This window comes from Sphingomonas sp. SUN019 (assembly GCF_024758705.1).
Taxonomy (GTDB): Bacteria; Pseudomonadota; Alphaproteobacteria; order Sphingomonadales; family Sphingomonadaceae; genus Sphingomonas.
The window spans coordinates 3281028-3299920 of the sequence record NZ_CP096971.1 but is presented as its reverse complement, the minus strand read 5'-3'; the positions used below and the strand labels follow the sequence as shown (position 1 = coordinate 3299920).

Annotated in this window: 18 protein-coding genes; 10 read left to right on the top strand and 8 right to left on the bottom strand. The window is 67.1% G+C overall.

All coding sequences use genetic code 11. The features are described 5' to 3' along the window. The first annotated feature begins 44 nt into the window (after nucleotides 1-44). Nucleotides 45-305: a hypothetical protein gene (locus M0208_RS15910; RefSeq protein ID WP_258892647.1), complete on the top strand. Its 261-nt coding sequence runs from the start codon at nucleotides 45-47 to the stop codon at nucleotides 303-305. Beyond that, on the top strand, nucleotides 306-707 hold the full coding sequence (locus M0208_RS15905) for a PIN domain-containing protein (RefSeq protein ID WP_258892646.1): 402 nt from the start codon (nucleotides 306-308) through the stop codon (nucleotides 705-707). It abuts the gene before it with no gap. On the opposite strand, the gene M0208_RS15900 is transcribed toward M0208_RS15905, so the two are convergent. Together M0208_RS15900 and M0208_RS15895 are read right to left on the bottom strand one after the other, a co-directional pair. After that, entirely contained in the window at nucleotides 701-4813 is a 4113-nt protein-coding gene (locus M0208_RS15900; protein WP_258892645.1) for a translocation/assembly module TamB domain-containing protein, read from the bottom strand. The genes M0208_RS15905 and M0208_RS15900 overlap by 7 nt on opposite strands. Beyond that, nucleotides 4813-6753 carry an autotransporter assembly complex family protein gene (locus tag M0208_RS15895; protein ID WP_258892644.1) on the bottom strand — a complete coding sequence of 647 codons (1941 nt, stop codon included), beginning with the start codon at nucleotides 6751-6753 and terminating at the stop codon, nucleotides 4813-4815. The genes M0208_RS15900 and M0208_RS15895 overlap by 1 nt, the downstream gene beginning before the upstream one ends. A gap of 88 nt (nucleotides 6754-6841) precedes the next feature. Between M0208_RS15895 and M0208_RS15890 the strand changes: the two genes are divergently transcribed. Beyond that, nucleotides 6842-7018: a hypothetical protein gene (locus tag M0208_RS15890; protein ID WP_258892643.1), complete on the top strand. Its 177-nt coding sequence runs from the start codon at nucleotides 6842-6844 to the stop codon at nucleotides 7016-7018. A 153-nt stretch (nucleotides 7019-7171) separates the two neighbouring features. On the opposite strand, the gene M0208_RS15885 is transcribed toward M0208_RS15890, so the two are convergent. Next, on the bottom strand, nucleotides 7172-7795 hold the full coding sequence (locus M0208_RS15885) for a S24 family peptidase (protein WP_258892642.1): 624 nt from the start codon (nucleotides 7793-7795) through the stop codon (nucleotides 7172-7174). Nucleotides 7796-7886: 91 nt separating this feature from the next. Between M0208_RS15885 and M0208_RS15880 the strand changes: the two genes are divergently transcribed. Then, complete coding sequence (locus M0208_RS15880) at nucleotides 7887-8060, top strand: hypothetical protein (protein ID WP_258892641.1); 174 nt, start codon at nucleotides 7887-7889, stop codon at nucleotides 8058-8060. After that, on the top strand, nucleotides 8057-8371 hold the full coding sequence (locus M0208_RS15875; protein ID WP_258892640.1) for a hypothetical protein: 315 nt from the start codon (nucleotides 8057-8059) through the stop codon (nucleotides 8369-8371). The genes M0208_RS15880 and M0208_RS15875 overlap by 4 nt, the downstream gene beginning before the upstream one ends. Here M0208_RS15875 and M0208_RS15870 read toward each other — a convergent pair whose 3' ends face one another. Next, entirely contained in the window at nucleotides 8372-9088 is a 717-nt protein-coding gene (locus tag M0208_RS15870; protein WP_258892639.1) for a hypothetical protein, read from the bottom strand. After that, a complete protein-coding gene (locus M0208_RS15865; protein WP_258892638.1) occupies nucleotides 9058-10293 on the bottom strand; it encodes a TIGR04063 family PEP-CTERM/XrtA system glycosyltransferase in 1236 nt (411 codons plus the stop codon). Before M0208_RS15865 ends, M0208_RS15870 begins: the two co-directional genes overlap by 31 nt. Nucleotides 10294-10475: 182 nt before the next feature. Here M0208_RS15865 and M0208_RS15860 point away from each other — a divergent pair, with 182 nt between their 5' ends. Further along, the gene (locus tag M0208_RS15860; protein WP_258892637.1) at nucleotides 10476-10619 is read left to right on the top strand and encodes a hypothetical protein; all 144 of its coding nucleotides are present in this window, start codon (nucleotides 10476-10478) and stop codon (nucleotides 10617-10619) included. Beyond that, nucleotides 10612-11961, top strand: coding sequence for a putative O-glycosylation ligase, exosortase A system-associated (locus M0208_RS15855; protein WP_258892636.1), 1350 nt, complete (start codon nucleotides 10612-10614; stop codon nucleotides 11959-11961). The genes M0208_RS15860 and M0208_RS15855 overlap by 8 nt, the downstream gene beginning before the upstream one ends. On the opposite strand, the gene M0208_RS15850 is transcribed toward M0208_RS15855, so the two are convergent. Beyond that, entirely contained in the window at nucleotides 11958-12503 is a 546-nt protein-coding gene (locus tag M0208_RS15850) for a type 1 glutamine amidotransferase domain-containing protein (protein WP_258892635.1), read from the bottom strand. The two genes, M0208_RS15855 and M0208_RS15850, sit on opposite strands and share 4 nt — an antisense overlap. 117 nt (nucleotides 12504-12620) lie before the next feature. Between M0208_RS15850 and M0208_RS15845 the strand changes: the two genes are divergently transcribed. The 3 genes from M0208_RS15845 to M0208_RS15835 all read left to right on the top strand — a co-directional run bounded on the left by M0208_RS15845 (nucleotide 12621) and on the right by M0208_RS15835 (nucleotide 15218). Next, a complete protein-coding gene (locus M0208_RS15845; protein WP_258892634.1) occupies nucleotides 12621-13625 on the top strand; it encodes a DNA topoisomerase IB in 1005 nt (334 codons plus the stop codon). Between the two features lie 21 nt (nucleotides 13626-13646). Further along, the gene (locus M0208_RS15840) at nucleotides 13647-14816 is read left to right on the top strand and encodes a mechanosensitive ion channel family protein (protein WP_258892633.1); all 1170 of its coding nucleotides are present in this window, start codon (nucleotides 13647-13649) and stop codon (nucleotides 14814-14816) included. Between the two features lie 108 nt (nucleotides 14817-14924). After that, nucleotides 14925-15218, top strand: a complete 294-nt coding sequence (locus tag M0208_RS15835) for a hypothetical protein (RefSeq protein WP_258892632.1) — start codon at nucleotides 14925-14927, stop codon at nucleotides 15216-15218. Here the strand turns inward: M0208_RS15835 and M0208_RS15830 are convergent. Then, complete coding sequence (locus tag M0208_RS15830; RefSeq protein WP_258892631.1) at nucleotides 15202-15699, bottom strand: GAF domain-containing protein; 498 nt, start codon at nucleotides 15697-15699, stop codon at nucleotides 15202-15204. The two genes, M0208_RS15835 and M0208_RS15830, sit on opposite strands and share 17 nt — an antisense overlap. Before the next feature lie 106 nt (nucleotides 15700-15805). Then, nucleotides 15806-18853 carry a bifunctional proline dehydrogenase/L-glutamate gamma-semialdehyde dehydrogenase PutA gene (putA, locus tag M0208_RS15825; RefSeq protein WP_258892630.1) on the bottom strand — a complete coding sequence of 1016 codons (3048 nt, stop codon included), beginning with the start codon at nucleotides 18851-18853 and terminating at the stop codon, nucleotides 15806-15808. Between the last annotated feature and the right edge of the window lie 40 nt (nucleotides 18854-18893).

Here is an 18893-nt window from a genome sequence, read left to right as displayed (position 1 = left end):
CAAATTGATCGTGATGCGTATATCCCGTGCATACGGAGGCGTAGATGGGCGTGATCGAAACCAAGACGTTCAAAAGCGGCAACAGCGTGGCGCTGCGCTTGCCGAAAAGCCTTGGGTTCGACGCCGATATGCCGGTGACGATCGAACAGGTCGGAAACAGCCTGAGAATTACGCCCGTCAGTGATGCGGCTGAGGGGAAAAGGCGCGTTCGTGAACTTGTCGAGGCGCTGCTGGCAATGGATCCGGTGGGAGAAATCGAAAAGCGCATCCCGATCGAGTTTCCGGACCGGCCCGGACTCTATTGATTGTCACATCTGATCGACACGAATGTCGCGATCTATCTGCGTGATCAGGATCGCGAAATCATCATCCGATTGTTCGCGCTCGACGACGCGCCAAAGCTGTCGATCATCTCTTTGGTGGAACTGGAAGGTGGCGTTGTCGCTAAGCCGGATCTCGCGACCGTAAGGCGCAAAAACCTCGATACGCTGCTGGCAAAAGTGGTCGTTGCGCAATTCGACCGTGCGGTGGTTGAGGAGTATCGCGGCATTGTCGAGGCTATCGGTTTTTCACGTCGTCGAATTCTCGATCGCCTGATTGCGGCGACCGCGATCGCCAATGATCTGACCCTTATTACCACCAACGGCGTCGACTTTCGCGACATTCCGGGCCTGAAACTCGAAGTCTGGCCCACCCCCGCTCAATAATCCTTCGACACGCGCACGTTCGCGCTCTGCCGCCCGAGTGTAGAAATGCTCGACAGCAGTGACAGCCAGCGGGTGACCTGAAATTCGACGCGGGTGGCGGAATAGCCCTGCCCGTCCGTCACGATCTCCGCATACAGCCGCCGCGTCACGTATTTGCCCGCGGCAATCGACGTGCCCTGCCCGGTCTGCGGATCGGCGGGGAGGATGCGCAAGCGGTCCAGCCCCGCGGCGCGGCGGACCGCGTTGATCGGGTTCAAGCCGGTGCCGCCGTCCTGCAACGCCGCGACGGCTGCGGCGAGTTGCAGCGCCTCGGGCGCGGACAGGTTGGTGATCGACGTGCCGAACAGCAGGCGTGACAACAATTCGTCCTGCGGCAACGCGGGTACGCTGGCGAAGGTGATCTCGGGTTTCTGCGCCACGCCGGTAACGCGGATCGACGCGTTCAGGCCGGTCGAATCGGCGTTCGCCTCGATATCGAGCGACGGGTTCGCGGGGACTTCGCCGGCGAAGCGGATGATGCCGCGTTCCAGCTCGAACTCGCGCCCCGCAAATTCATAATCGCCACGGATCAGGTCGGCGCGGCCGGTGATCGCAGGATTGTCGGGCGCGCCCGCAATCTGCAAATCGGCCGACCATTCGCTGGTCAGGCCGAGACCACTGACCATCACCTGCCCCGGCGCGCGGGCGCGAATGTCGAGCCGCCACGGCGTCGGCGGCGTGTCGTCTTCCTCGCCGCCGCCGGGCAGATTGATCTCGCGGATGTTGAGGCGGGGAACGGCGGTCGCGGCGGTCGCCTGCCCGAGCCGATAGCGGCTGCGGTTCAGCACCACGTCGCCCGAAATCACCCCGCCGCGCCCGCTCGACTGGAAGCGGAGCGGCCCGGTGACGGTCGCGCCGATGTCATCGCGGTCGATCATCACCGCTTTGTCGGCCTGCAGGTTGAGGTCGAGACCGATGCCGTTCGCCGCGGCGAATTCGAACTGCCCGGTGCCGCTGACGCGCCCACCCTTGCCCGCATCCGCCGCGAATTGATTGATCGCCAGCCGTGAACCGGCGAAGCGACCGCTGGCCTGGATGTTCGACAGAACGGTGCCGGTCGTCGCGCTCTCGATCCGCGCGCCGTTCGCCCGCACCACGCCCTGGATCGAGGGATTGGCCACGGTTCCGCGTGCATCCGCGCCGATCGCGACCGGCCCCGACAGGTCGAACAGTTCGACGCCGGTCAGCCGCCACAACGTATCCGCCGGACCGTTGTAGCGCATCTGCGCGAACAACCCCGCCCCGGACAAGCGGCTCGCCAGATCGCCCTGCCCGAGCGGCGTCAGCAACGCCTGCGCGCGGCCGATCGTCTGCCCGCCCGACGCCATCACCGCGCGCACCGCGGCGCGATCGGCCGACAGCACGCCCGCGACGCCGACGTCGATCGGTTTGGACGACAGCAGCAATCCCGCACGGCTGAGCCCACGGATCGTCATGTCGACGCGGCCGGTCGGCGCGGCGCCGTTCGCGAAGGCGTAGCTCAGTTTGCCCGACGCATTGCCGCCGAGGCCCAGTCCCGGATAGGCGATGTCGAGGATCGACAGCGGCATCCGCGCCAGCGTCGCGTCGATCGCGCTCTGCTCGCCCGAGAAGCGCCCCGACACCTGCGCATTGCCCCCGGCGAACGTCAGCCGTGTCGGCGCGAGCCGCCAGCCGTCGCCGTCTCGTGTAAGGACGGCGGGCGATTCCAGCTTCAGCGGACGGCGGTCGACCGTGCCCTGCGCTATGGTGCGGAAGCTGTCCGCCGCGACCTGCGTCACACTCTGGATATCGAACGCTCGCCCGCGCGATCCGGCGATGGACGCGCGCACCTCGCCGACCCCGCCGACCAGCTTCGCCGACCCGTCGAACCGCGCAAGACGCAGCGTGCCGCGACGCAGGCCGCGGCCACGCGCGGTCGCGTCGATCGTCGTGCCGGCGGGATCGAGCACCATGACCAGATCGAGCCGCCCGCGGTTAATGCTGATCCCGCCCAAGGTCGCCGCGCGCGCCTCCAGCTTCGCCGCGATCCGCTGATTGTCGCCCTGCGGCGCGAAATCCAGCGTACCGGTCAGTCCGCCGCCGTTCACCGCCAACTGCCCCGCAAACCCGCCGGGAACGATATCGAGCGCGCCGCTGGCACGCGTTCCGCTGACATCAAGTCGCGCGACCGCGATCCGCGCCTGCCCGCCGCGCGGCAGCAATATCTGACCGTCGGTCGTGAACGGCCCCAGCCGCGATCCGCCCGCCGCGGTGAAGGCGAAGCCCTCCGCATTTGGATCGAGATGCGCGCGCACATCGCTCAGCCCCATCGCGGCGTTGGGCGCGGCGAAGACCAGATCGATCGTCGGACGGTCGATCTTTCCGTCCAGCACCAATGTCACCGCGCCATAGGTAGTCTGGCGTCCACCCCCTTCGAAATGAAACGTCCCGTCGCGACGGCGATAACCGTCGCCGGTCAGCCGGATCGATGGCGCGGTCAGCACCAGATTCCGGAAATGCAGAATACCGTCCGACGTGCGCTCCAGCCCGGTGACGATACGCGGCAGCCCGCCCGCCAGGCTGCGGAAAAACGCATTGTCGAGCCGCACCATCTGCGCGGTCCCCTGCCCGACGACGCGCGTGCCCTTACCGCCCGGTCCGGGCACGACGCTCAACCGCGAGGTGACGTCGACCACACCCAGACCGGGAATCAAATAGCGCCCCAGCGCGCCGTTCAGGCCGACCTCATACCGCCCGGTCGCCAGATCGAGCGACAGCCCGATCCGCCCGGTCAATTTGTCCGACCGCAGCCGAAGGTCGTCGCCCGTCACCAGCCTCGACGTGATGCGCAACACGCCTTCGACCGACAGGTTGCGCAGGATGCCCCCCGCCACATCACCGACCCCCGTGACGCGCGCCGCGGTGAAGCGGATCGGCAGCAGGATCGGCGATTTCGACAGCCGCCCCTTGCCCGCCGCGCGCGCATTTTCGAACCCGGTCTTGTCGAATGCGAAGCGCGGCGTGGTGACGCGATAATCGAACCGCGCGGTCGCGAACGCGCCGTCCAGCACCGCGCGCAGTTCGACATTCTGCCCGGTCATGTTGCCGAACAAGGCAGGCGGGCGGAGCAGCCGCGCGCGGATGCGCAGGTTGCGATAGGCGTTCGCGGCGAGGTCGATCTCGCCGGTCGTTTCCATCGCCAACGCCGAAGACCTGAGCGACAGATTGCCGTCGAGCCGCCGGTTGGCGAAGGTCGCCGCGCCATTGACCAGCACGCGCGGTGCGGTCAGCCGCTGCAATTTGCCCCTCGTCAGCGTCGATGGCGCGAGCGTGCCGGTCAGCGTGTACGCGCCGCTGCGGTTGCCAAGCGCCAGATCGATCACCCGCACACCGCCCGCATCGGCCACCGCGGTCCCGTTCCACTGCGCCCAGCGCCCCTCTCCGCCCACATCGAGCGACAGGGTGCGCCGGATACCGGTCAATCGCGCCAGCACGCCATTGGCGGTCCCGCGGGCGCGCACGTCGATGTCGAACCGGTCGCGGTCCGGCGCGGCGTCGATCCGCATCGTCAGCCGGTCGCTGCCATCGACCACCGCCGACAGGTCGACCAGCGCGCGTCCCTTGCGGATATCCGCGCGTCCGTCGATCCGGCCGTAGCGTACGACGCCGGTCACGCCGCGCGCGACGGTCATCCGGTCGACCGTCAGCCGCCCGATGACGATGTCGAAATCGGGCAGCAACGGCCCTTGGCGTCCTGTCACTCGCGTCTTCGGCAGCTTCGCCAGCGTCGCGGCGGGGATGCGCAGCGCGTCGATCTGCAGCCGGTTGGAGAACCAGCGGAACGGCGACCAATCCAGCTCGGCGCGTGGCGCGACGAACACCAGCCCCTCGGTATCGTACACCCGCACGTCGCGCAGGATGGCTTCGGAATAGATCGACCCGTCGATCCGCCCGACGCTGAAGCGCAAACCGTTGGCGGTCTTCACCGCGTTGATCCGTTCGGCGACGAAGCGATGCCCGACGTCCGTGTCCACGATCAGCAACGCCGCGCCGAGGATAGCGAGCAACGCAACGACCGCGCCCGCGATCCACCGCCACCAGCGCATCAAAACGCCTGCCCGAGCGACACGTACACCGCGACGCGGCTGTCGCCCGGCTGCGGGTTGATCGGCGTACCGACATCGACGCGGATCGGCCCGAAATTGCTGTAGTAGCGCACGCCCAGCCCCGCGCCGTAACGGAAGTCGGACAGCTTCGGCAGCGGCGAGGTGTAGATATTCCCGCCGTCGAAGAACGGCACGATGCCGAAATTGCCGAACGCCCTGACCCGCGCCTCGATCGAGAATTCGGTCAGGCTGCGCCCGCCGATCGGATCGTTGTTCGGGTCGCGCGGCCCGATCGACTGGAACCCATAGCCGCGCACCGACGCACCGCCGCCCGCGTAGAAGCGCCGCGACGGCGCGATCGCATCACGCGGCGCGCCCAAGATCGTGCCCAGCCGCACCCGCCCCGCCAGCACGACCTTCGGCGTTACGGACTGGTACGCGCTCGCGTCGATCTGCGTCCGCGCATAACCGAACACCGATCCCTGCAACGACACTTCCGGGCTCAGCCGTCCGCCCAGCCGAAATCCCTTGGTCGGATTGAGCAGATCGTCCGACCCGTCATAGACCAGGTTCGTCGGCAGCGCGCCGATATAGAAGGTCCGCCGCCGCGGCTCGCCGGTCGACACGATCACGTCGCGCTCGTCAGACGTGACCAGTTCCGCCCCCAGCGACCACGTCCACGCCTTCTGGAAGAAGATGTTGGTCTGCCGCTCGATGCTGGCTGACACCGAGAAGGTATCCGCCTCGTAAGCGTCGCGTTCGGTGTGCGCGACCGCAACCTGCGCGGTCAGGACGCGGTCGCGCCCGTGGAAATTGTTGCGCCGGAAGACGAGCGAGCCGAGCTGTTCGCGCGTCCCCAGCACCGCGCGCACCGTCGCGGCGCCCTCTGGCGGGAACAAATTGCGGTGCGTCCAGCTCGCCTCCACCCGCGCGCCTTCGCCCGTGCCGTAACCGATCTCGCCCGCGATCGTGCGTGGCGGGGCGGGCGCGAGCGTGACGTCGACGTCGACCGTGCCGGGCGTGCTGCCGGGAACGGGCTTCACGTCCGCGGTCGAGACAAGCCCGGTCTGGATCAGCGCGCGCCGCAAATCGTCCAGCCGGGACGCGCTATAGGGCCGACCGGGTTTGAAGCGCGCGATGTCCTGGACGTGATCGGCATCGAACACGCGGTTGTTCGGGTTCGTGCGGATCACGCCGAAACGGCGCTCGGTTCCGGTTTCCAGCGGCAGGTCGAGCGTCGCGGTCTTCGCCTCGCGATCCACCGTGACCACGGGATCGCCGACCTTGGCGAAAGCGAAACTCTCCTCCCCCAGCTTCGTCGCCAGTTGCGCCTGTCCGGCGACGATGGTGTCGGCGTTGACCGGATCCTCGGCCTTCACCCCGAATGCATCGCGCAGCCCGACCGCCTTCGCGCCCGCCGCCTCGACGCCCGCGATGGTCACGCCCTTGAAGCGGTAAAGCGCACCCGGCGTCGCCTCCAGCACCACCAGAGGCCGCTCGCCCTCCGCATCGACCCGCGTGTCGACCCGCGCATCGTAATATCCTTCGCCGCGCAGCAGCGTGACGAGCAACGCCGAATCCTCGCGCGCGCGGCGATCGAGCTGCGCCGCATTCGACGGTTCGCCATCATGCTGGCCGAGTGTGGACAACTCCGCGAAGCGTTGCCGCAACAGCGCGGTGCCGATCCCGTCGATCCCCTCGATCCGCCATTTGTAGCGCGTTTCGGCGGCGATATCGGTGCGCAGTTCGGCCGGCGCTGCGATATCCTGCCCAAGCTCGGGCCAAGCCACGCCGATATCGGGCAGCGGCGCGAGCGGCGAATTCGGATCGAGTTCCGGCGGCTGCGCGGCGGGCGCGGGCGTCTGTTGCGCCGCGAGGCCAGGCGCGGCGAGGAACGCGATCAGACTAACGGCGCCATACAGCGCGCCCCGCCCATACATCGCGCCCTCCTAGCGAGGCGAACGGGCGAACGACAGAGGTTTGATGCGGCGCTGGCGCGGCGTCGCCGGACATGGCAGAGCGCCCGGCATGGCAAGGCCCCCGATACGCAACCCCTCCGCGGGCGGATTCCTGATCGCGGCGGGCGTGATGGGCGGCGCGATGATCGGCTTCCTGTTCGGCCAGGCGACGATCGGCCTGCTGATCGGCGCGGTCGTCAGCATCGGCATATCATTGGCGATCTGGGCGCGCGAACGCGGGCGGTAGCGAGAGCGGTAGAGTTCTGCTTCTGTCAAATCCTCCCCCTGCAAGGGGAGGTGGCAGGCGAAGCCTGACGAAGGGGTGTAAGCATATCGATGGCGCGACACCCCTCCGGCGCTGCGCGCCACCTCCCATTGCAGGGGAGGACAAGAACACCTTCTAAGGCACCCGCAGCAACAGCTTCACCCGCCCGATCACGTCGACATCACCAGCGTCGCGCCGCACCGGCGGGTAAGCGGGATTGTCGCTGACGATCTCCACCTCCCGCCCGATCGGCACGACGCGCTTTACCGATAGGTCGCCGTCGATGCGGATCACGAACACCCCGCCACCCCGCGAGACGCGGGCGTCGGCGCGGTCGACCAGCAGGCGATCGCCGTCCAAAATGCCCGGCGCCATCGAGTCGCCGCGCACGTCGATCAGCGACGCCTGACCAGCCGCGACGCCCGCCCCGGCGAGCATCTCGCGTGACAGCTGTTCGACGCGGACAACCTCCTCGCGATCGACCGCAGCGCCGCCGCCGGCCGACGCCGCCACCGAAAGATACGGAATCGCCGCCACGTCGGATGGCGACGGATCGGGTGCGCCCAGCATCTCCTCCCCCACGCCGAAGAACTGCGCGAGCAACCGCCGGTCACGCTCGTCGAGCCGCTTCGGCGTCCCGCGCCGGACGAATTGCTGGAGGTAGGCGACGTTGCGGCCGAGCATCCGCGACAGCTCCGACAGCGTCACGCCGCGCGCCGCCGCCAGCCCCGCCACCGCCTGTCCGACCGCCTCCGTCATGCACATCCCATACCTCTAGGAAATTTCCTAGACAAGTTGGAAATGTGAGAACAGACCACGAACATCAACCCGGTCAACGGAGTCGCCAGGGATGTCGCTGCTGCTGAAAATCGATCGCTATCTGCGCCGCACCGGCATGCCGCCGACGAAATTCGGACGGCTGGCGGTGAACGATCCGCGTCTGATCGGCGACCTGCGCGCCGGCCGCGTCCTGCGCCCGCCGACCCGCGCGCGGGTCGAAGCCTTCGTGGGGGAGGAAGCATGATGCGCGGCCCCGGCCCGACCGTGCTGCTCGAACGCGCGATCGCCGCGTCGGCGACCGCGTACGGCATCACGATCACCTTCGACGCGACGCACATGACGGCTTGGGAAAGCGCGACCTTTTCCGGTGCTCGCCATGTCCTGGAGGCACACGCGACGGCAGCTAAGGCGATCGATACATGGCTGGCGCAATTGCCCGAAGCCGATCTGCCGCTGCACGGTCACCTCGTCGCCGACCTCGCGATCATCGCCACCGCGCGCGACGGGGCCGGGCATCGCTTTACGATCGAAGCGCTGACCGTCGTCGCCTCGTGATCAGCCCGTCGCCAGACCGCGCAGCATGCCCAAGGTCTGATCGACATCGACCCGCCGCCGCGGCGCACGCTGCGTGCTGCGCTCCAACCGGTCGAGCAGCGCGCCGATCGAAACAGGCTCGCTGGCCGTCGAACGCGGCGTGCGTGTGACCGGGGTCAGGTGGAACGTCTCGAACCGCTCGCCCGGATCGATCAGCGCGCGCCGTGTCGCCAGCGGCGCGACGGGACGGACGGGTTCGGCCGGGGTCACCGGCAGCGCCGCCGGATCGAACGCCGCCAGCGGCAGGTCCAGATCGGCGGGCAAGGGCTGTTCGTGATTTTGCGGCGCGGGCGGCGGGACCGCGATCGGCAGCGGCGGCCCAAGATCCTCGCTCGCTCGAATCGGTCGCCTTGACGGCGCATCGGGATGCGCATCGGCGCGGCGCAGGACGGGAGCGTCGGGCGTGGCGTCGACAGGCCGGGCGTGTCGCGACAGCATGATGTAACCGGCCAGCGCGACGATCGCCCCCGCACCAAGCGCCAGCAGGGTCCGTCCGGTAACGCCGACCGGCGGCGCGGCGGCGGCGAACAATGCGGGCAGCCCGCTCCCCGCGACCAGCGGATCGAGCCACGCGGCCGGCATTGCGGCGACCGAGAGCGAGACCGCAGCCGCCGCCAGCCCGGCGGTCACCGGTCCTAACGGCGCGCTCAGGCGCCCAGAATAGTTGATTGCGACCATGACTCACCCATACGCGCGACTCCCACGAGCCGCTGGTAAACGGGTTCGTAACGCGAAATATTTGACGACCAGTTACGCTCGGCCTCGACGAACGCGCGCGCCCGCACCCGGCGCGCTCCCCATTCGCCACGATCGTTCAACAAAGCCGCGAGCGACGCCGCCAGCGCGGCAGGATCGTCGGCCGGAAACAGCGTACCGGTATCGCCGTCGCGAATCAGTTCGCGGTGACCGCCGACATCCGACGCCGCGACCAATCGCCCCTGCGCCATCGCCTCCAGCGGCTTCAGCGGCGTTACCAGATCGGTCAGCCGCATCTTCTTGCGCGGGTACGCCAGCACGTCGACCAGGCTGTAGTAGCGCTCGACCTGCTCGTGCGGCACGCGCCCGACGAAGCGGATGCGATCGGCGACCGGCGAAGCCGCGGCCTGCGCGCGGAGCGCCTCGCCCATCGGCCCGCCGCCGATCAGCAGCAATTGCGCATTCGGCCGCGCGGCGATCAGCGCGGGCATCGCCGCGATCAGATCGTCCAGCCCCTCATAATCGTAGAAGCTGCCGATGAACCCGACCATTTCGCCATCGATGCCGAGTTCCGCCGCGAGCGCATCATCGCGCGGCACCGGCGTACCGAACAGGCCCATGTCGACCCCGTTCGGCGACACGACGATCCTGTCCGCACCGATCCCCCGCGCGATCAGGTCGCGGCGCAAACCATCACAAATTACGGCGACTGCGTCCGCGCGCTTCACCGCCCACGTTTCCAGCGCGCGAGTCGCCCGGTAGCGTGCCGATCCTTCGCGACCCGTCCCGTTCCCGACCGCCGCATCCTCCCAGAACGCGCGGATTTCGTACACCAGAGGCAGGCTCGTCGCCCGCGCCACCTTCAACGCGGCGAGCGCATCCAGCACCGGCGAATGCGCGTGCAGCACATCGGGCCGAAACTCCCGCACGACCTCCGCGATCCGCCGCGCGAACACCGCGATCTCGGCCAGTTCGCGCAGCGGCGACGGCAACGCGCGCGGCGGCACGGTGCGATGAAAATCGATCCCGTCGATCGTCTCAGACTCTTGGGCGGTCCCTTGCCGCGCGCCCGTCACTGCCGCGACCTCCCATCCGCGCGCCATCTGCGCCTTCAGGATCGCGCGCGTGCGAAAGGTGTAGCCGCTCTGCAGCGGCAATCCGTGGTCGAGGATATGAAGGATGCGCATCGTCCGCACCCCCTGCCACGCCAGCGTTTAACGCCACGTCAACCGCGTGGGGGCTATCGCTGCGTCGGACGCACCAAACTCCGTTCGCCCTGAGCGAAGTCGAAGGGCATGCCCATGTGCTTCGACTTCGCTCAGCACGAACGAAGGTTGGGCGCGTCCGGGCAATCCAGCGAGGGCGAGACATGATCGACAATTTCGCGCTCGGCCTGACCCACGGCCTCATGCTGCTCGCGGCATGGCTGCTGCTGCGCCGCCCCGATCTCGATTCGGAAGCACCGCCCAGCGACGCGGGTAAAACCGGGCCGGAGCGTCGCCCGCGTGCGTGACCTCGCCTTCATCGGTTTCCTGCTCGCGCTGTTCGGGATGGGCCTCAAGCGCCCGTTCCTGTTCGTGCTCGCCTATGTCTATATCGACGTCGTCTCGCCGCAGCGTCTGACGTACATGCTGCTGAACACCGTGCCGATCTCGCTGATCGCGGTCGGGCTGGCGGTGGTCGCGTGGGCACTGGTCGACGACAAGAAGGATTCGCGCTTCGCCCCGCGACAGGCGCTGATCCTGCTGCTGCTCGGCTATTGCTGGGCGACGACGCGCAGCGCCGATTTCCCGGTGGAGGCGGTCGAGAAATGGGATTGGGTGTGGAAGGCGCTGGCCTTCGCCGCCTTCCTGCCGCTGACGTTGCGCACGAAACTGCGGATCGAATCGCTGCTGCTGTTCATGGTGTTGTCGGCCAGTTCGATCGTCATCGTCGGCGGGATCAAGACGCTGGCCAGCGGCGGCGGTTACGGCGAACTGAACCTGATGGTATCGAACAATTCGGGCCTTTACGAAGGCTCGATCATCTCGGCCGTGGCGGTCTGCATCATCCCCATCATCCTGTGGTTCAGCCGCCACGGCACGATCTTCGCCCCCGACTGGCGCGTGCGGACCTTCTGCTACGCGTTGATCTTCGCCTGCCTGCTGATCCCGGTCGGCACCTCGGCGCGTACCGGGCTGCTGTGCATCGCGCTGCTGGCGGTGCTGATGCTGCGCGAGGTGAAGCGGCGGATGCTGTATCTGTCGGCGCTGGCGGTGGTCGGCCTCGCCGCGATCCCGCTGCTGCCCTCGGCGTTCTCCGAACGGATGGGCACGATCAAGACCTATCAGGCCGACGAATCCGCCTCGACCCGGCTCGCGGTGTGGCAGTGGACGTGGGATTACGCGAAACAGCATCCGTTCGGCGGCGGGTTCGAGGCGTACCGCCAGAACAATATCCGCTACGACACGATCAAGACGACCGGGACGGGCACCAGCGCGAAGGTCGAGCGCAGCCTGACCGTCGACAAGAGCCGCGCCTATCATTCGAGCTATTTCGAGATGCTCGGCGAACAGGGTTTTCCCGGTCTGATCCTGTGGCTGGCGATCAGCCTGATCGGACTGGTGCGGATGGAAATCCTGCGCCGTCGCTACCGGGAGGGCGAATATGTCTGGGCCGGGCAATTGGCCGGCGCGCTGCAGCACGCGCATCTGATCTACCTGCTCGGCGGCGCCTTCGTCGGGATCGCGTTCCAGCCGTTCATCTACATGCTGCTGGGCGCGCAGATCGGGCTGGATACGTACCTAGGGCGGAAGAAGGCCGAAACCGCCTGGCGGCCGATGCGGCGCAGCCAGGCGGTTGTTGCGGCGGCTTAAGCGTCCGCCAGTTCCTCGGTCAGCGCGTTGATTATCGCCTGATTGAACGCCGTAATATCGTCCGGCTTGCGGCTGGTGATCAAATTCCCGTCGACCACGACGGCCTCATCGACCACCTCCGCCCCCGCATTTTCCAGATCGGTCCGCACCGAAGGCCAGCTCGTCACGCGCCGCCCGTCCACGACGTCGGCCTCGACCAGCAGCCATGGCGCGTGGCAGATTGCGGCGACGATCTTCTCGTCCTCCATAAACTCCGCGACGATCTCGACCGCACGTTCCTCGATCCGCAATTTGTCGGGATTGCCGACCCCGCCCGGCAACACCAGCGCATCAAAATCGTCGGTGTCGACCTGGTCCAGCGTCAGGTCCGGCGTGATCGTCCGCGCCGCATCCTTTACGCCCTGGATCGGATCGGTCTTGATCGAGGCGAGCGTCACCGTCGCGCCCGCATCCAGCAGCGCCTGCCGCGGATCGAACAGCTCCGAATCCTCGAAACCGTCGGTGGCGAGCATCAGGATGCGCGCCTTGGAAAGGTCGGCCATGTCGTAAACTCCTGTGGGGGGATTACCCGGCTAAACCCCCGTCGCCGCGACCCGTTCCGGAACGAAGCGATGCCCCGCGCATTTCCGGAGACGGGCGACAATCGTGACGGATGCAGAATGACGGTCAGACTTTCGTACTCCGACGACAGCAAACCCGGCATCACCCGGCAGAAGGTCCGCGGCGGCTGGGGATATTGGGATGCGAAGGGTGACCGCATCAAGGATCGCGAGGAAATCGACCGGCTGAACGCGATCGGCCTGCCCCCCGCCTACGTCGACGCATGGTTCTGCCCGAAGCCGACCGGCCATATCCAGGCGGTGGGATGGGACAACAAGGGCCGCAAGCAATATCGCTATCACACGCAGTTTCGCGAGGCGCAGGACGCATCGAAATACGAACGCTGCGGCGATTTCGGTCTCGCGCTGCCCAAATTGCGCAAGCAGGTCGAACGCGACCTGCGCCAGCGCACGCTCAGCAAGGAACGCGCGGTCGCCGCGGTCGTCCGCCTGCTCGACAACGGCCACCTCCGCGTCGGCAACGAATCCTATGCCAAGGACAACAAGAGTTTCGGCGCGACCACGCTCAGGAAACGCCACGCCAAGGTGAAGGGCGCGACGCTGAAGCTGCAGTTCAAGGCCAAATCGGGGAAACTCTGCACCCTGTCGCTGACCGACCGTTCGCTCAGCCGCTTCGTAAAGACCTGCTCGGACCTCGACGACCAGCATCTGTTCGCCTGGGTCGACGACGCGGGCGAGCCGCGTCCGGTCACCTCCACCGACGTCAACGAATACATCCGCGCCGCGACCGGCGACGATTTCACCGCCAAGCATTTCCGCACCTGGGCGGCCAGCGTCGTCGCGTTCGAGGCGCTGGCGACCGCCGAACGCGATCTGAGCCTGAAGACGATGCTCGAACCCGTCACCGCAAAGCTTGGCAACACCCCCGCGATTGCGCGCAAATCCTACGTTCATCCCACGCTCATCGCACTGATCAAGAATGGGCAGACCAAATTCCGCAAGGCGCTGCGCCTGCCGCGGAAGTCCTCTCACCTCAGCCGCACCGAACGCGGCCTCATCGCGTTCCTGCAGACAGGGACGCCGGCCTCCGCCAAGGCGGCGTGACGCCGCACACGGAAAGAACACATGACGACCAATACCGCCGCCGCCGCGAAGGCGCAGGCCATCAAGACCGCCGATTTCCAACGCGAGGCGCAGGAGTTCGTTTCCTCCAGCACCACTTGGGTGCAGGGCCACTGGCTCAACATCGCGATCGCCGCGGGCATCGGCACCGGCATCGCCTTGCTATTGTTCTGGCTGCGCGGCTTCGGCCCGCGTCTCGCCAAGCGCAGCAAGAGCGGCAAGGGCTGGCCCGCGATCTTCGGCCGCGCGATCGAACGCACCAACAGCTTCTTTATCGTCACCTTGTCCGCGCGTCTCGTCTCGCGCTTCGCGGGCGCGCCGGAAACGGTGGCGGACACGATCGGCTTCCTGTTCACCGTAGCCGCCGTCTTTCAGGCCGCGATCTGGGCGCGCGAGATCATCCTGGGCGCGGTCGAACACCGTGCGCGATCGGAGAATTATTCGGGCGAGGCGCTGATCAGCGCATTGGGCCTGATCCGCCTGCTCGTCACCTTCGTCGTCTTCGCGATCGCGCTGATCGTGGTGCTCGACAATCTCGGCGTGAACGTGACCGGCCTGGTTGCGGGTCTGGGCGTCGGCGGCATCGCGATCGGTCTGGCCGCGCAGGGCATCTTCGCCGATCTGTTCGCGGCCCTCGCGATCATCTTCGACCGCCCGTTCCGCCGCGGCGACGTCGTCGCCTACGATCAGACATCGGGCACGGTCGAGGAGATCGGCCTGAAATCCACCCGCATCCGCGGCATCAACGGCGAACAGCGGATCATCGCCAACAAACAATTGCTCGACAAGGAAATCACCAACAACACGAAGCGCGACTGGCGCCGCACGAAGATGGTGATCGGCGTCGCGTACGAAACCGCGCCCGAGGTGCTGGAAGCGATCCCGCAGATGTTCCAGGAGATCGTCGAGGCGGCGGACTGCACCTTCGTCCGATCGGGCGTGTTCCAGTTCGGTGCATCGTCAATCGATTACGAGCTGGAATTCGACAGCCCCCACCCCGATTTCCAGCACGCCTACAACGGCCGCCACCACGTCAGCATCGGCATCGTCCGCCGCTTCACCGCAGAGGCGATCGTCATCCCCTATCCGACACAGACGACCTACACCGCCGCGCCCGACGGCACATTGGTCATGCCGTATGCCAATCCGAACCACCGCGAACATGCGGTTTAATTAGTACCGATTCGTCCCTGATAGTCATTACGGCGACGTACCTTTAGGGTTTGTTAACCTTTGTTGTTCAAATCCTAACTGGCTTTTAGGCGAAGAGGGTCGACTATCGTGTCAGACGCGGATCTTCGCGAAACGTTGCTCCGATCCCGGCTGACGATCGCCATGATCGAGGCGCTGCAACGGGCCTGGCCGACCCCGGTCGATATCGTCCCGTCGGTGCTGGATGACGGCGACGCCACGGTCGACGCCGTCTTCCTCGACGCGATCCACGGGCTGGTCGACGAAGGGCTGGTGATGATCGAGGCGTTGCTGGTCGGCGCCGCCGCGGAACCGGTGGCGAAGGGCGCGGTGCTGACCCGGCGCGGCGCGACCGTCCTGTATCACGTCACGCGGCCGATGTGATCCGATGGTCTGCAACACGCGCTGTCCGCAGATTCAATCGCATCTCAAGCACCTGAACTGCCAGTCCGGCCAGCTTCTTCAGCAACGCGATCTGATCGTCGCTGATCGTCCGCGGCGCGCGATCCATCACTGCCAGTGTTCCCAGATCGTACCCCGCCGGTGATCGTAGCGGCACGCCCGCGTGGAAGCGCAGCCCGAACGCCGCGGCGACCAGCGGGTTGGCCAACGTCCGCGGATCGACCGCGGGATGATCGACAACCCAAGGATCGTCTTCCATCACCGCCGTCCCGCACAGCGCCACAGCGCGCGCACGGCCGTCTGTCCCGGGGCCGGTTTTCAGCCCGATGCGATCATCGTCCACCAAACTGATCACCGCGACCGGACATCCGCAGGCGCGCGCCGCAATGTCCGCGATATCGTCCAGGATCGCTTCATGCTGCAGATCGGCGATCCGCGCGCCTTCGTCTTCAGAAGCCCCCAACGACATTCTCCCCCGAGACCGTTGATGCGTCCCGACCGGACCCGCGTGAGTGCGATCCGATCCGCAGGTACGAGGCTAGATCCCGGATGGATGCGGGGCAAGCATCTCAGATTCCTCCTTCGTCCAGGCTGAGCAGCGTCGCGTTCCCGCCCGCGCTGGTCGTGTCGATCGACACCGCGCGCTCGGCGCAGAAGCGATAGAGGTAATGCGGCCCGCCCGCCTTCGGCCCGGTGCCCGACAGCCCCTCGCCACCGAACGGCTGCGACCCGACCACTGCGCCGATCATGCTGCGGTTCACGTAGAGGTTGCCGACCGCGGCCTCCGCCTCGACCACTTCGGCGGCCCGCGCGATGCGGCTGTGCAGGCCCATCGTCAGGCCGTATCCCTTCGCGTTGACGCGCGCGATCGTCTGGCTGAGCTCGCCCGCCTTCCACGTCGCGACATGCAGCAGCGGCCCGAACCATTCGGCGTTCAAATCGTCGATCGATCCGATGCGGATCAGCGTCGGGGGCACGAACAGGCCATCCGCAGGTGCGTCGACCGTCTTGACCCAGCGATCCCGAACGTTCTCACGATACGCCATCAGCCGATCATAAGCCGCGCGGTCGATCACCGGGCCGACATCGGTCGCCGGATCGGCTGGATTGCCCAGCGTCAGCAAATCCATCGCGCCCGACAGCATCTCGATCAGGCCATCGGCGATATCCTCCTGCACCAGCAACAGCCGCAGCGCCGAACAGCGTTGCCCCGCCGAGCGGTACGCGCTGGTCACCACGTCCGCCACGACCTGCTCCGGCAAAGCGGTGGAATCGACGATCATCGCGTTGATCCCGCCGGTCTCCGCGATCAGCGGCACGATCGGACGCGTGTCGTCCTCCAGCAGCGACCGGGCGATCTTCCGCGCGGTCGCAGTCGATCCGGTAAACGCGACCCCCTGCACGCGCACATCCGCGGTCAGCGCCGCGCCGACCTCCGGCCCGCCGGGAACCAGGATCAGCGCATCCGTCGGCACGCCAGCCTCGTGCGCCAGCGCCACCGCGGCGGCAGCGATGCGCGGCGTCTGCGGCGCGGGCTTCGCGACGACGGTGTTCCCGGTGACCAACGCGGCGGCACATTGGCCGAGGAAGATCGCCAGCGGGAAATTCCACGGCGCGATCGTCGCCCACACCCCGCGCCCTTCCAGGTGCAGCGTGTTGCGCTCCCCCGTCGGCCCCGGCAGCTCGATCGAATGCAGGTTCCGGCGCGCCTCCAGAGCGTAGTAACGACAGAAATCGGCCGCCTCGCGCACCTCGCCGATCGCATCGGGAATCGTCTTGAACGCCTCCTGCACACAGATCGCCATCAATTTCTCGCGATCGCGTTCGAGCAGGTCGGCGAGGCGGTCGAGGCAATCGGCGCGCTCGTCGACCGGGGTGAAGCGCCACGCGGGGAACGCGCAGTGCGCACGGGTGATGGCGTCACCAACAAATCCACCTCCCCGGCGAAGGCCGGGGTCCAGTTGCGACGAAGGTCGTTCGGGAGCGCCGCCCTCTCCAACCAAAACAGTTGCGACTGAACCCCGGCTTTCGCCGGGGGGGCACGATACGGCGGAGGCAATATCCTCCAACACCCCCCGATCGCTAAGATCGATCCCCCCAGAGTTCCGATGCCCCTCCGCCCCGAACAGGTCCACCGGCAACGGAATGCTCGGATGCCGCGCGCCGCCCACAGCGGCGATCTTCGCCACCGGATCGGCCAGGATCTCCTCCTCGCTCAGCCGCTCATCCGCCAGCTGATGCACGAACGACGAATTGGCCCCATTCTCCAGTAACCGTCGTACCAGATACGCCAGCAGGTCGCGGTGCCCGCCGACCGGCGCATACACGCGGCAATGGTATCCGCGCTCGCGCACCAGCCGCTCGTACAGGCCGTCGCCCATCCCGTGCAGCCGCTGGAATTCGAAATCGCGGGCGTTGCCCGCCCATTCGACGATCGTCGCGACGGTCAGCGCGTTATGGCTCGCGAACGCCGGCCGGATATTCTCCGCGTCCAGCATGTCCTTCGCCACCGCCAGATACGACACGTCGGTCGCCGCCTTGCGCGTGAAAAGCGGATAGTCGCTCAATCCCTCCACCTGCGTGCGCTTGATCTCGCTATCCCAATACGCGCCCTTCACCAGCCGCACGTTCATCACGCGGCCCAGCGCATTCGCCCAGGCGACGACGGGCCGTGCGCGCTTTCCGTACGCCTGCACCGCCATGCCGAACCCGTCCCAGCCCTTCAGCGCGGGCAGCGCCGCGACCGCGCCGATGATGTCGAGACTCATCTCCAGCCGCTCGCTCTCCTCGGCATCCACGGTCAGCGCGATCCCCTTGCTGGCCGCCTGTACCGCCAGCGCCGCCAGCATCGCGGTCAACGCAGGCACACACTCGTCCCACTTCGCCACCTCGTACCGCGGGTGGAGCGCGGACAGCTTGACCGAAATCGAGTGCCCAGCCGCCGCATCGCGCCCGACCGCCTCGATCGCATCGGCATAGGCCTGCAGGTATCGCTCGGCGTCGCGCGTCGTCCGCGCCGCCTCACCCAGCATATCGAAACTGGCGGTAAACCCGCGATGTTCGGGCTTCCGCATCCGCCGCGACGCTTCCTCGATCGTCCGCCCCATGACGAAGATTTCGCCCATCATCTTCATCGCGGCGCCCACCGCCTGTCGCACGAACGGCTCGCCCGCGCGCGCGATCAGCCGCCGCAGCGCCCCCGTCTCACCTTCGCGCACCAGCACGCGCCCGACCACCAAGCCCCAGGTCGCCGAATTGACGAGCTTCGAATTCGATTTCCCCGCGTGCGCGCGCCAGTCCGCGTCGCCCAGCTTGTCGGCGATCAGCAGATCGGCGGTTTCGGGATCGGGCACGCGCAGGAACGCCTCGGCCAGCGACAGCAGCGCGATGCCCTCCGACGAGTTCAACCGGTATTCCTGCAGGAACTGATTGACCCAACCCTTTGCGTTCGCTGCGCGCAGATCGGCGAGCAATCCCAGCGCGTGGCCCATGATCCGAGTCCGTGATTCGGGCGACACCGCAGCGCGCTCCAGCAACGGTTTTAGAACATCGGGTTCGCTCGCGCGGTACAGCGCGGCCATGGATTTACGGGTGTCGGACGCTACGGCAGTGGCCATCTTCATGCTTTCGGTTCTGTCGGACTTGCAGGCGGGACGG